Origin of the sequence: Streptomyces fagopyri (genome assembly GCF_009498275.1) — a bacterium.
Taxonomy (GTDB): Bacteria; Actinomycetota; Actinomycetes; order Streptomycetales; family Streptomycetaceae; genus Streptomyces; species Streptomyces fagopyri.
In genome coordinates, this window is the sequence record NZ_CP045643.1 from 1,831,533 (window position 1) to 1,844,556 (window position 13,024).

At 70.4% G+C, this 13,024-nt stretch carries 11 protein-coding genes; 2 read left to right on the top strand and 9 right to left on the bottom strand.

Annotation, left to right across the window (positions count from 1 at the left end; genetic code table 11):
* Window positions 1-819 precede the first annotated feature (819 nt).
* A complete protein-coding gene (locus GFH48_RS07780; RefSeq protein WP_153287558.1) occupies window positions 820-1,584 on the bottom strand; it encodes a sugar isomerase domain-containing protein in 765 nt (254 codons plus the stop codon).
* A gap of 218 nt (window positions 1,585-1,802) precedes the next feature.
* On the opposite strand from GFH48_RS07780, the gene GFH48_RS07785 reads away from it, so the two are divergent.
* Window positions 1,803-2,687, top strand: a complete 885-nt coding sequence (locus GFH48_RS07785; RefSeq protein WP_153292776.1) for a MurR/RpiR family transcriptional regulator — start codon at window positions 1,803-1,805, stop codon at window positions 2,685-2,687.
* A gap of 95 nt (window positions 2,688-2,782) precedes the next feature.
* Here GFH48_RS07785 and GFH48_RS07790 read toward each other — a convergent pair whose 3' ends face one another.
* On the bottom strand, window positions 2,783-3,925 hold the full coding sequence (locus tag GFH48_RS07790) for an N-acetylglucosamine kinase (RefSeq protein WP_153287559.1): 1,143 nt from the start codon (window positions 3,923-3,925) through the stop codon (window positions 2,783-2,785).
* Between the two features lie 151 nt (window positions 3,926-4,076).
* Here GFH48_RS07790 and GFH48_RS07795 point away from each other — a divergent pair, with 151 nt between their 5' ends.
* Window positions 4,077-4,604, top strand: coding sequence for an NUDIX hydrolase family protein (locus GFH48_RS07795; protein ID WP_194280834.1), 528 nt, complete (start codon window positions 4,077-4,079; stop codon window positions 4,602-4,604).
* Window positions 4,605-4,770: 166 nt separating this feature from the next.
* Here GFH48_RS07795 and GFH48_RS07800 read toward each other — a convergent pair whose 3' ends face one another.
* The 7 genes from GFH48_RS07800 to GFH48_RS07830 all read right to left on the bottom strand — a co-directional run bounded on the left by GFH48_RS07800 (window position 4,771) and on the right by GFH48_RS07830 (window position 12,630).
* A complete protein-coding gene (locus tag GFH48_RS07800) occupies window positions 4,771-5,493 on the bottom strand; it encodes a VOC family protein (protein ID WP_153287561.1) in 723 nt (240 codons plus the stop codon).
* A gap of 298 nt (window positions 5,494-5,791) precedes the next feature.
* Entirely contained in the window at window positions 5,792-8,386 is a 2,595-nt protein-coding gene (locus GFH48_RS07805) for a tryptophanase (RefSeq protein ID WP_228120442.1), read from the bottom strand.
* A 376-nt stretch (window positions 8,387-8,762) separates the two neighbouring features.
* Window positions 8,763-10,112 carry a cytochrome P450 gene (locus tag GFH48_RS07810; protein WP_153287562.1) on the bottom strand — a complete coding sequence of 450 codons (1,350 nt, stop codon included), beginning with the start codon at window positions 10,110-10,112 and terminating at the stop codon, window positions 8,763-8,765.
* Window positions 10,113-10,120: 8 nt separating this feature from the next.
* The gene (locus GFH48_RS07815) at window positions 10,121-10,714 is read right to left on the bottom strand and encodes a GTP-binding protein (protein WP_153287563.1); all 594 of its coding nucleotides are present in this window, start codon (window positions 10,712-10,714) and stop codon (window positions 10,121-10,123) included.
* Window positions 10,689-11,066 carry a DUF742 domain-containing protein gene (locus GFH48_RS07820; RefSeq protein WP_153287564.1) on the bottom strand — a complete coding sequence of 126 codons (378 nt, stop codon included), beginning with the start codon at window positions 11,064-11,066 and terminating at the stop codon, window positions 10,689-10,691. Before GFH48_RS07820 ends, GFH48_RS07815 begins: the two co-directional genes overlap by 26 nt.
* Window positions 11,063-11,464: a roadblock/LC7 domain-containing protein gene (locus tag GFH48_RS07825; protein ID WP_153287565.1), complete on the bottom strand. Its 402-nt coding sequence runs from the start codon at window positions 11,462-11,464 to the stop codon at window positions 11,063-11,065. The genes GFH48_RS07820 and GFH48_RS07825 overlap by 4 nt, the downstream gene beginning before the upstream one ends.
* Window positions 11,461-12,630, bottom strand: coding sequence for a sensor histidine kinase (locus tag GFH48_RS07830; protein ID WP_153287566.1), 1,170 nt, complete (start codon window positions 12,628-12,630; stop codon window positions 11,461-11,463). The genes GFH48_RS07825 and GFH48_RS07830 overlap by 4 nt, the downstream gene beginning before the upstream one ends.
* Between the last annotated feature and the right edge of the window lie 394 nt (window positions 12,631-13,024).

Consider the following 13,024-nt stretch of genomic DNA (forward strand, 5'->3'; position numbering starts at 1 on the left):
CGAGGGGCGGCGCACGGCCGGACCGGCCGGCACCGCCACGATGGAGGTCGTCACGGTCGGCCCGCCCGACGAGCGACGCGTCAGCGCTCCGGGTGTGCCCGTAACCGTGCACCTCACCGGCCGCGACCCAGCCGTGGGAGCCCGTGAACCGGGCCCCGGCCGGTCCGAGTCCGCGAAACCGGTCGCGGAGGCCCGGAGTCGGCGGATCCACCGCGACGGACCTGCCGTCCAGGACGGACGCGCACCCGCGTGGATCAGCCGGCCGAGAGCGAAGTACGCCCGGCGGCGTCTTCGTTCACCAGTCCACCCCTTCCACCGTCCTCCCCTTCCCCCCGTCTGCCCTCACACCCGTCCGTCCGCCGATTCCTTCGCTGCCTTCGGGTCGTGCCGGAGCGCGCTGCCCGGGTCCCCGCGACCAGCGGGCCGTGGCAACCGAGTTCGCCGGAGGCATGACGACGGAATATGCGAACGCGGAACGGGGTAACTCCGAAGAGCACGGCGACGCACCGGGCCGTGCCGGCCGGGAGAGACCCTCTTTCCCGGCGGTGACCCTGAGGCACGCGCCTGTTCCTCCAGGGCTGGGGCAGATGACTCCGCGGCGCCCGAGCCGGGCGGCGCGGAAGCCGGTCGTACGAGTCCAAGGAGGCGCAATGAACCGCCAGATCCGCATTCGTACCGTCCGCCGCCCCACCTCCGGCCGCGAGGTCAAGATGGAGATCGACCGGCGGACACCTTCGGGGCGAATCCTTCCCTACTGATGCGAATTCCCCCTGCCGAGGGGCCCGTTCGGGTGCGGGACGCGGAATGCGGCGGCGCGACTCAGCTCGCGGTGCGGCGGATGCGTCCCGCGTAGCGTTCCTCCAGCACGAGGTTGCCCTCGAAGCCCCCGGGGACGTTCGCCGACACGTAGACCGGTGGCCTGACACCGGCGGCGAGCAGAAGCGCGGCGGACTCCGCGACGGCCATCTGCACGAGCATCACCCCGGTCAGCGTGGACAGCGCGCAGACGGCGCCACCGCCCGGGAGTTCGAGCAGCGCGTCGCCCCGCGGCGCGGCGTTGTCCAGGACCACGTCGGCGACGTCGGCCAGCTTCCGTCCGCTCGGGTGCGAGGCCGGCACCGCCCGGGTGTGGGCCAGCGAGGTGACGGCCAGGACGCGGTGCCCCCGCTCCTTGGCGTGCAGGGCCATCTCCACGACCACGTTGTTCACGCCCGAGTTGGAGACGATGACGAAGAGGTCCTCGGGCCGCGGCTCCACGAGGGCGTAGATCCGGGCGGCGACACCGGACTCGCGCTCCAGGAGCGGGTCGGCGAGGACCTCGGGCCGCTCCCCGCCGTACAGCACCAGATCGGCGATGCTCAACCGGTTGGTCGGCACCAATCCCCCGGCGCGGCCCGCGATTTCGAGCACGAGGGCCTGGGAGTGCCCGGTGCCGAACGCCTGGACGACGCCGTCCGCGCGTACGCAGTCCGCGATCAGTCCGGCGGCACGCCGCACGTCGTCGCGGGCGGACGCGGTGATGCCGTCGAGGACGGCACGGCTCTCGCGCGCGAAGCTGTCGGCGCTGACGGACCCTGCGGACACGTGGCACTCCTCACCGGTGGATCGAACCACCACTTCCATCCATCACCCATGAATGAATGAACCCTACCTCCTCTCGAGCCCCCTCGGTCCAGCGATTCAAGCCGTCGACCGGATGATGGCTGATACATTCACGGCCCGAAGCGTCCCGAAGGTGCCGGGACGTACGCAGAGCCGAGGAGATCGGGTAGAGCATGGAACGGACCGGCGCCGGCAACGGACTGCCCCCGACGGATGTCACCGCACTGATCCGCACCGAACTGCCGCGACTGACCGGCTCGTTGCGAAAGGTCGGCGAGCTGATCCTCGAGGACCCGGCCGCCGTCACCCACTGCTCGGCCGCCGAACTGGGCCGCCGTACCGGCACCTCGCAGGCGACCGTCACCCGGTTCTGCCGGGCCGTCGGGCTCGACTCCTACCAGCACCTGCTGATCGCGCTGGCCAGGGAGCGCGGCCGCGGCGAGGTCTCGGACTGGGGCACCGCCGAGATCGGCTCGGACATCTCCCCCGACGACGACCTCGAACGGGTCGTCGCCGTGGTCGGCAGCGCGGACCTGCGCGCGGTCCAGCAGACCATCGACCGGATCGACCTCGACGCGCTGGAGCGCGCGGCCCAGGCGGTGGCGCGCGCCCGCCGTGTCGACGTGTACGGCGTCGGCGGAAGCGGCGCGGTGGCACTGGAGACCGAGGTCCGTCTCTTCCGCATCGGCTGCGCGGTGCGCGGCTGGAACGAGGTGCACGCCGCGGCCACCTCCGCGGCCCTGCTCACCCCGGCCGACGTCGCCATCGGCATCTCGCACTCCGGGTCGACCCGCGAGACCATCGAGCCCTTCGAACTCGCCGGCGAGCGCGGCGCGACCACCGTGGCGATCACCGCGGACCCGCGCTCGCCGCTCGCCCGCGCCGCGGACGTCCGACTGATCTCCGCCTCGTCCGAGACCAGCTTCCGCACCGGCAGCATCGGTGCCCGCCACTCCGTGCTGGTGCTCATCGACTGCCTGTACGTACGGGTCGCGCAGCTGTCGTACACACGGGCCAGTGCTTCGCTGACGTTGACCGGTCACATCGCCGGACAGCACGCGGTCACGTCCCGCCGCACCCGCTGAGCTCTCCGGCGCCGCGCGTCCGCGGGCGTCCGGCCCGCGTGTCCCTGCCGGGGCCGCGCGCGGTCCGTCGGAAAGACGGTCGGGGGGGCGGGCGGTCAGGCGGTCCCGGCAGGGTGTCGCGGGCCGGCGTGGCCGAGCCGGGCCAGGGCCACCGCGCCCCGGCAGCCGTCCGCCACCCGGTCGACCGTCAGCCCCATGTCCTCCAGCCGCCGGGTCAGTGGTGATGTCAGCGGACCGTCGGGGCCGAGCAACCCGCCCGTGACGACGATCCGTTCACCCGGGCGGGGACCCAACGCGCGGACAGCCGCCGCCAGATGGTCCACCGCCTCGCGCAGGATCGCCTCCGCGACCGGGTCCTTGTCGCGAGCCGCCTCGGCCACCAGCGGAGCGAGCCGGGCGAGTGCGACCGGTGGCTGTGCCATCACGGTGGGCAGCAGCCGCATGCGGTAGGCCTCGCGCCGCGCCCCGGACCACCGTGCGGCGACGCCCTCGGGCCGCCCGACCCCCACGGCTCCGCCGGCCTTTCCGGCCTCTCCGACCTCTCCGACCTCGGCGGCCCGCTCAGCCCCTGCGACCCCTTCGGCCCCCTCCAGGAGATCGGGGGGAAGCCCCAGGGCCAGGCCGACCGCCCGGGCCAGCGTCGTGGGGCCGCCGCGCCCGTCCGCCATGCGCAGGGCCGCGCGCACCGCTCCGCGTCCGATCCAGAACCCGCTGCCCTCGTCACCGAGCAGCCAGCCGTCACCGTCCACCGTGGTCGCGCAGCGGCGACCGACGATACGGGTCGCGCCCGCTCCGGTGCCGGCGACCAGGGCCAGTCCGTCGGCGGGCGCTCCCGGCGCGGAGGCGAAGGCCGCCTCGATGTCGCTGCTCACACCGACCGTCCGCGCCGCGATGCCCAGCCGCCGCAGCGCCTCGGTCAGGGCCGCGAGGGCGTTCAGCCGCCCCGGGTCCCTGTCGGCGAAGTCCGCGAAGTCCGCGGAACCACCGGCACCCGCGGCACCCGCGAAGCCTCCGACCACGGCCACGACCCTGCCGCGTGCCCGCTCCGGAACCGACCGCCCGATGGCCTCGGCGAGATGGTCGGTGAGCTGCGGCAGCGGAACCGTCAGGGCGTTGCCCGGTCCCGCCGCGGCCTCGCCCAGGGTGCCTCCGGTCGCGGCGGACGCCAGTACGGCGCGGGTACGAGTGCCTCCCGCGTCCAGGCCGACCACGAGATCCTGGTTCAATTCATTACTCATCACGCGCCATGGTGATTCATGCATTCACCCGGGACAAGCCCTCGCGACGGTACGGACGACCGCTCCACGGAGGAGACATCGTTCCCCGTGTCGCGTCGGGCGGAGCACCCAAATCCGAAGGGGTTGAAAGTATGATCAGCCAATGTCTGACATGACCGAGACCACGCCCGGCTGGCTGACCAGCGACGAGCTCGAGATGGCGCGGGCCCGTATGCCGATCCTGTACGTCGAGGCCGTTCCGGTGCGCGTCGACGACAACGGCGAAGTCACCAGCATCGGGCTGCTGCTGCGCATCGGGCCGGACGGAACGGTCAGCCGCACCCTCGTCTCCGGCCGCGTGCTGCACCACGAGCGGGTGCGCGACGCCCTGCTGCGTCATCTGGAGAAGGACCTCGGACCGGTGGCACTGCCCCGCATCCCCACCTCGCTGCAGCCCTTCACCGTCGCCGAGTACTTCCCGACGCAGGGGATCACGCCGTTCCACGACCCGCGCCAGCACGCGGTGTCGCTGGCCTACATCGTCCCGGTCACCGGTGACTGCCGTCCCCGGCAGGATGCCCTCGACCTGGTCTGGTTCAGCCCGGAGGAGGCGTCGACGTCCGTCGTCCTCGACGAGATGCCGGGCGGTCACGGCGCGCTCCTCAAGCAGGCCCTGGCCCACGTGGGCCGCCTGTCCTGAACCCGCCGGGAGCGTCTCGGCCAAAGCCGCCGGCGGCCTCGGCCGGGTTCGGCGCCGGTGTTCTTCGGCCGGGTCGGTCCGGGCCGGCCGGAGCCACCGCGCGCCCGGCGACAGTCCACCCGGACTCACCACCCACCCGGCGACGGCCCACCCGTCGGAAGAACCGCTACCGGGGCCTTCGCACGAAGAACTCGTTGCCGTCGGGGTCGAGCATCAGTTCCCGGCCGCTGTCGCCCGGGCCGATGCCGGTGCGCTTCGCACCGAGTGAGATCAGACGGTCCGTCTCCGCCTCCCAGTCGGCGTCGGCGGGGAGCGACAGCTCGAAGTGGAGCCTGTTCGTGCCCGTCTTCGGCGCCACCGGAGGACCACCCCAGGTGATCTTCGTGCCGCCGTCCGGCGACTGGATCGCGGTCTCCTGGTCCTGGTCCCAGACCAGCGGCCACCGCAGCGCCTCGCTCCAGAAGCGACCGACCTCCTCCGTACCGTCGCAGGCCAGCGCTCCGATGAAGCCGGTGCCGGCGAGGAACTTGTTGCCGGGCTCGATCACACAGAACTCGTTGCCGTCCGGATCGGCGAGCACCACATGGCCGTCTTCCGGGAGTTGGCCCACATCGATGTGTCTCCCACCGAGTTCGAGCGCCCTGGCCACCGTCCGCCGCTGATCCTCGTGGGAGGCGCTCGTGAGGTCGAAGTGCGCCCGGTTCCGGCCGGCCTTCGGCTCCTGGCCCGGCAGGAAGCGGATGCGGAACCCGGCGGAGTCCGGGGGCAGGAGCGCGACATCGCCGTCCGGACCGTGGGTCAGCTCCCGGCCCAGGACGCCGGACCAGAACCGCGCCAGGTCCCGCGGCCGGGTCGCGTTGAAGCAGATCGCGAACAGTCGACTGGTCATTCCCGGGTGTCTCCGATCCGCTGACGGTCGATACGGCGCGTGGCGCTCCCCGCGAGCGCAGCCTAGGGGTGCCCGTCCGGCACCCGCATCCGGGTTTCCGTCGGGGAGGGGGAGCCCGGTCCCCCTCAAGGTGCCGACCGTGCGGAACGGTACCGTCGTCCCCCGCGTCCTCGGGGGCGCGGGAGTGGCCGCGGCGGTGCACCACCGCGGCCACTCCCCCACCACCCGCCCGCCGTCCACCGGCGGGGGGCGTCCGTCGGCCCGCGCGGGACCCGTCGGACGCCGCCCCGCCGCGGTGCTAGCCGGTCACCGGCTGGAGCTTGGCGCGGAAGTGCCGCAGGATCGGGGACTGCTCCACGATGCGGTAACCGCGCACGGACTCCGCGGTCTTGGCGATCCGTTCCAGGGTCCTGCCGACGTGGTCGTAGTGGCTGCGGGTGTACACGCGACGCGGCAGCGCCAGCCTGACCAGCTCGTACGGCGGGCTCTTGACCGGGTTCCCGTCCTCGTCCTCCTCTCCGAGGTAGAGCGAGCCGAGTTCGGCCGAGCGGATGCCGCCCTCCAGATAGAGCCGGCAGGCCAGGGCGTGTCCGGGGTACTGGTGGGGCGGTATGTGGGGCAGCAGCCGCCCCGCGTTGAGGTACAGCGCGTGCAGACCGGGCGGTTCCAGGATGTCGACGCCGGCGGCGCGGACGCGTTGGGCGAGATGGTCGGCGCTCTCCGCCCGCTCGGCGAGATAGGCGGGTTCGGTCACCTCCTGCAGACCCTGGGCCATCATGTCGAGGTCACGGCCGGCGAGGCCGCCGTAGGTGGGGAACCCCTCGGTGGCGATCAGGAGGAGTTCGCACTTCTGGGCGAGCTCCGGGTCGTTCAGCCCGATGAAGCCACCGATGTGGACGATGCCGTCCTTCTTGGCGCTCATCACACAGCCGTCGGCCAGGCGAAACGCTTCCTCCGCGACCTGCCGGGGGGTGTGGTTGCGGTAGGCCTCCTCGTGCCGGGTGACGAGCCAGGCGTTCTCGGCGAACCGGGCCGCGTCCAGGATCAGCGGGACGGAGTGCCGGCGGCACAGCTCGGACGCCTTCCGCAGGTTCTCCATGGAGACGGGCTGACCGCCACCGCCGTTGTTGGTGATCGTCATGACCACCGCGGCGACCCGCGAGTCCGTCGATTCGCCCAGCGCCTGTTCCAGGGCCCGCAGATCGATGTTCCCCTTGAACGGCTCCCGGCTGTCCAGGTTCCGGGCCTCGGGGCACGGCAGGTCGCGGGCCACGCAGCCGTTCAGCTCCACGTTGGCGCGGGTGGTGTCGAAGTGTGTGTTGGACAGGACGGTGTCGCCGGGTTCGAGCAGGTTGGAGAAGAGGATGCGTTCCGCGGCACGCCCCTGGTGGGCCGGCAATATGTGGGTGTAGCCGGTCAGTTCCGACACCGTTTCCCGGAAGCGGTAGAAGGAACGCGAGCCCGCGTAGGACTCGTCACCGGCCATGCCCACGGCGAGCTGCGCCGAGGACAGGGCGCCCGTGCCCGAGTCGCTCAGCAGGTCGATGGTCACCTCGTCGGCGCGCAGGTCGAAGAGGTTGTAGTGCACCCGCTCCACGGCCGCCTTGCGCTGCTGAGGCGTAGTGAGCGGAATGGGTTCGACGACTTTGATCCGGTACGGCTCCATCCTGATTTCTGCTCCTGCCTTTCCGTGTCCTACTGAGTGGAGGGTTTCGCGCGGCTCGGTACGCGCCGCGCGGGGGGAGGAGAACGGCTGGTGACGCGGCCGGGCGGGCAGCGGCGGACGCACCGCGTACGCCTCCGCGGAGATGTACGCGGTGACGCGTGGCGGCCGGTTCCGCTCGTGGACCAGCGCCAGGTACGCGATGAGGCCGACGCCGTCGTGCAGGGGTCGCGAGCTGACGGTTGCCAGCGACCGGTCGAGTGCGGCCGGGTCCATGCCGTGGCGGCGCAGCACGGCCGTGGCACGGGCGAGCGCCTCCCCGTCGTGCCGGACGTAGTCCCGGACGGGTACGTGGAGGGTGAAGCCGCTCGGCAGACCGCTCGCCGTATCCGTGAAGGAGTGGCAGGAGAGCACGGGCCGTCCCGCCAGCCGGACGGACCGCCCCGTGCCGGAGTGCGGGTCCGCTCCCTCCAGGCCCGCCGCGACCCGGAAGAACTCCTCGACGGTCTCCCGACCGGGGCCGGGCTCGGTGCGGGGCAGCGAGCCGACGTCGGCGGCCGACGCGTCGCGATGGGTGACGTAGACCTTCACCCGGGGTGTCTCCCAGTCACCGAGGTCGAGGGCGAGGAAGGGATAGCCGTCGGCCGGGGGCAGTGCGTCGAACGCCTGGCGGTGGCCGAGTCTGTCCAGGGCTTCGCGCACGGTCTCGGCGGCCCGCTCCGCCCCGGACGCCGCGGGGTTGAGATAGATCTTGACCTTGGGCACTCCGCCGGGAAGCAGTTCCAGAGCGATCCACAGTGCCAGTGGGCCCTGGGGGTCCGGAGGGAAGAACAGGTCCTCCAGTCCGTCGAGCCGGCCGGTGGAGAAGCCCCATCGCTCCGCCATGGCACGGACCACACGCAGTCCGGTACGGCCCTGTTGTGCCAGCGTCCCGGCCGCGTACCCCGGTTCCAGCAGCACCCGCAGCGTCGGGGGTGCGTCGGGGACCAGGGCGAGGGAGTACTCGACCGGCGTGTGGTCGTCGGACAGGAAGCTCGGGTGGGGCGGCGGCTGGTCCAACGACCGTTCCGCTCCGCTTCCCAGACAGTCCGTCAGGACACGCGCGTAGACCTCGGAGTCGGACCGGCGCAGCCCCACGGCTCGGCACAGCCGGAGTAACTGGTCGGACACCAAGGTGCCCAGGGGCTGGGCCGCCACGATCTTTTCACCGTTGAGACGGGAGGAGATCACCGGCAACCCTCCCGGAGCGTCGCGGAGTTCGCGCGCCACGGGTGGGGCGGGACGGGAGCCCGGCGGTGGCGGGGCTCCGGGGAGAGGGCAAAAAGATACCCGCCTGTGCGGGCGGGTATCTCGCCTTCCGGCCTGTGCGGTGTGATGCGTATGGCCCGGCGGGGGTGGGAACTGCTCCGCGGGGCCGGTCGGGGGCGGTGGGCTGCTGCGGGGTGCTGAGCTGAAGTGGCGTCGGTGGACGAGGGCTCCACGACACCTCCTTTAACTTGTGTACAACACGGATGCCGCGCTCTTCCCTACCCCCACGGTTGAAAGTTCATGCTGTGCCTGGATGTTGCCGGATGTTGCGTAGCTCACGCCCTCGATCAGGAGTCGCTCACACCTTCCACCAGGAAAGGAACGAACTCCACAGTCCGCCGCGGTCCTGCCGGCCCGGCGCGCCACCCTGCTCACCGCGCGCCGCGGCCTGCGGCGGCTGCTGCTGCGCGTCCGGCTGACGCACCGTCCGTACCGGGTGGAAACGGGCCGGCAGCGCGGCAAGGGCCCGGTTGAAGGGGCCGGGGCGCCAGGTCAAACTGTCCTCGGGGACCGCCAGTTCGACATCGGGCAGCCGGTTGAAGAGGTTCTCGATGGCCGCCACGGTGATGAGCCGGGCGGGGTCCTTCGCCGGGCAGGCGTGCGGTCCGGCGCTCCACGCGAGGTGGGACCGGTTGCTGGAGGCGTGGCGGGACGCCGCGAGCGCCGGGTCGGTGTTGGCCGCCGCGAAGCTGACCAGGACCAGATCACCGGCCGCCAGCTTCTGTCCGGCGAACTCCATGTCGGCCGCCGGGTAGTGCGGGGCGTAGTTGGCCATGGGCGGGTTCTTCCACAGCGTGGTGTCGATCGCCTCCTCGATCAACCCGCCCGCCGCGTAACGGTCCTCGGTGAGCAGCAGGTGCAGGGTGTTCGAGATGAGGTTGCGCAGCGGTTCGGCGCCCGCGCCCAGGAGGAGGACGAGCTGGTGCGCCATCTCCTCGTTGGTCAGGTTGGCCTGATGCTCCATCAGCCACGAGGTGACGTCGTCGCCGGGGCGCGACCGCTTGAGGGCCACCAGTTCGCCCACCGCCTGGGACAGCACCTCGTTGGCCTTCTCGGCGTTCACACCGTCGAAGATTCCGGATATGCCGAAGAGAACGCGGTCACCGATCTCGGCGGGGCAGCCGAAGAGTTCGTTGAACACGAAGAGCGGCAACAGCTTGGCGTAGTCGTTGAGGAGATCGGCCGAACCGCGCGCACTGAACTGTGCGATGAGGTAGTTCGAGACCCGCTCGGCGCTCTGGCTCAGCCAGTGCGAATCGACGCGCGCGAAGCTGTCCGTGACGGCCTGCCGCAGCCGCATGTGTTCGGCGCCGTCACTGAACATGCAGTTGGGCCGGTACACGAGAAGCGGAAGGACCGGGCTGTCCGGACTGATCACGCCGTCGTTGAAGTCCCGCCAGCGGCGCGAGTCCTTCCGGAAGGAGCCCGCGTTCTGGAGCAGTTGGAGGGCCGCCGAGTAATCCGTGACCAGGGTCGCCTCGACCCCCGGGGCGAGTTCGACCGGTGCGGTCGGCCCGTAGTGACGCATGTACTCGTAATAAGCCTGCGGATCGGCCGCGAATTCCGGCCCGTGCAGCGGCACCGGCTCACCCGTGGCGTGCGCCGGGCACCCGGGTGGCGGCACGGGAACGGTGGAATCAGTGTTCATTGTTGCTCCTAGCGGGCACGGTCCTGCAAATAGTGAACGAGTGTGATCAGAGCGCTGGCTGATGAATTCTCGTCACGCGCGTCGCAGGTGACGACGGGAGTGTCGGGCAGCAGATCCAGCGCCTCACGCAGGGCGTGCTCCTCACGCATCGGCGTACCGTCGAAGCGGTTCACGGCGATGGCGTAGGCCAGTCCGTACTGCTCGATCAGGTCGATGACGGCGAAGGAGTCCGCCAGCCGCTCGGGGTCGACGAGCACCAGCGCGCCGAGCGCGCCGCGCGCCATGTCCTCCCACATCTGCACGAACCGCTGCTGTCCCGGGGTACCGAACAGGTACAGCACGACGTGATCGCTGATGGTCAGGCGCCCGAAGTCCATGGCGACCGTGGTGGTGGTCTTGCCGCGGACGCCCTTGAGGTCGTCGATCTCCTCGGCGGCCTGCGTCATCGTCTCCTCCGTGGACAGCGGAGGAATCTCGGACATCGTCCCGACGAAGGTGGTCTTGCCGACCGCGAAGTGCCCGACGATCAGGATCTTCACGGCGGTCTGTGCCGCTCCGCCGCGGACGTACGCGTTCTCATCCAAAACGGGCCCGGAGACCATCCAGCACCTCCTGAAGTATCTGCTCGTCGACCAGGCGGGCGCGCGCCACCGGCGCACGGGTGATGAGGTAACCGCCCTCGGCAAGGGCGTTGAGAAGGATCTTCACCACGCCCATGGGCAGGTGCATGTGTCCGGCGATCTCGGCGACCGAGAGGTATCCGCCGGAGCACATCTCCAGCAGGCTCTGTTCCTCGGGAGAGAGCCGGGTCCGCCGCTGGGGGTGGTCGGCGGCGGCCGTGACCAGGGTGATCAGCGAGAACTGGTCGCCCTCGGGGAGATCCCGGCCGTTGGTGATGACGTACGGCCGCACTAACTCCGCGGCCTCGGGCTCCTGCCTGTCGGAGTCGGTCACGGGCGTGCGCCGATGTTCTCGCGCGGCGGGGTCGTCAGCGCCTTGCCCAGCTGTCCGACCAACTGCTGCATACGGAAGGTGATGTCCGCCATGTCGATGTCGGTGGAGGCCGAGACCGCGAGGTAGGCGCCCTCACCGGCGGAGATCAGGAAGACCCAGCCGCCGTCGAACTCGACCAGCGTCTGGCGCCACTTCAGGTCGGTCCCGTCGCAGAAGAACCCGATCGAGCGGCTCAACGACTGCACACCGCTCATCGCCGCGGCGACGGTGTCCGCGTGGTCCCTGCCGACCCCCTTGGAGGAGGCCATCAGGAGCCCGTCGGCGGAGACCAGGACCGCGTGCAGAGCGCCGGGAATCTCCAGGACGCCGTCAAGCATCCATGACAGATCGTTGTTCACGAAACCTCATGCCCTTCGCTGCTTGCCTCATGTGCGTTGCTCGTCCGGCTCGCGGGGTCCGGGGGCGCGGCTCGGCCGGTCTGGGTGCCGCGCTGGAAGGCGCCCATGATCGAGGCGGTCTCCTCCTCGGAGCGGACCGGCGCGCTCGCGGTGTCGGAACTCTGCGGCACGATGGCCATCGCCCGCCTGCGGCGGCGTTTGGGCAGTCCGTCGGCGGTCGTGGACGCGGCCGCGACGGGGTCGGGACCGCTCGGGTTCAGTGAGGGAACAGTGCTCACGGTCTGCGCCCGCTCCTTTGGTTCCGGCATGCTGGTGAGCAGCTCGTCCGGCAGCAGCACGACGGCCCGCACGCCCCCGTAGGGCGAGGTGGAGTCGACGGAGACCGTGAAGCCGTAGCGCTCGCAGAGCACACCGATCACCGCGAAACCGAACTGCGGAGGATTGCCGAGTCCGGAGACACCCGAGGCCCGCTCACTCGACAGGAGTTTCGCCGCCCTGGTCTTCTCCTCCTCGTTCATGCCGACGCCGGCGTCGTCGACGACGATGCAGATACCCTTGGGCACGGCGCGGACATTGATCTCGACCGTGGATTCCGGCGCGGAATAACTGGTGGCGTTGTCGAGTAGTTCGGCGAGCGCCAGTGCCACCGGTTCGACGGCCCGGCTGGTGACCGCGAAATCGACTTGCGAGAGAATCTCGACCCGCTGGAAGTGACGGATCCTTCCCTGCGCGCTGCGGACCACGTCGTAGACGGAGGCGATATCGCGCTGCCGTCCCAACCAGCCTTCACAGAGAACGGCGATGGACTGAGCACGCCGGCCGAACTGCGAGTTCATGTGGTCGATTTCCAGGAGATCCTGGAGAATGAGCGACTCGCCGTACTTCGTCTGCAGTTTCGAAATGGCGAGCTGCTGTTCGGCGGCGAGACCCTGAAGAGTGCGCATCGCCGACTTGAGCGCCGTTCGTGTTGCTTCCTCGGCTTGCTCCTGGGCCTTCTTCACCGAGGCGGAATACTGATTCTCGAGCTCAGCGTAGTGATCTCTGAGTCCTTGATTCTCCTGCTTTAAACTACGCGCCGCCCGCTGTCCACGAATAATGGCGGCAGCTGCAAGCGGAGTCCCAGCGATAAGAGCCCAGAGAGCCGGGTCCTGTATGTATTGCGTCATAAGACTCTCTTCAAGCGACTGACAGCCAGCTACTGAATTCCCGTCAGCACGGCGGGCCCGGAGCCCGCTGCGCAGGGATTACCGCCCGGGCCGCACTGCTGGCCGGAAAAGTCGTTTTGTGCCCGTAGCCCGCTCGGCAAGTGCGGCGATCGTATCATCGCCCCAAGTCATGACGGACCGTCAATATGGGGAGCACTTGCGAACATTGACGGCCGGTCAGTTACCTCATCCACCCTCCGGCCGGACAGGATTCCTTCCGCAATCAGCCCCCTGTCCCGTATCAAGGGGTGATATCCGGAAAGGAACCTCTGTCGCTTTCGTCAACCGGTGCCCGGAGTGGACGCCAAAAAGCTCGGAGGCCGCCTTCTCATCGCTGAGAAGGCGGCCTCCGAGC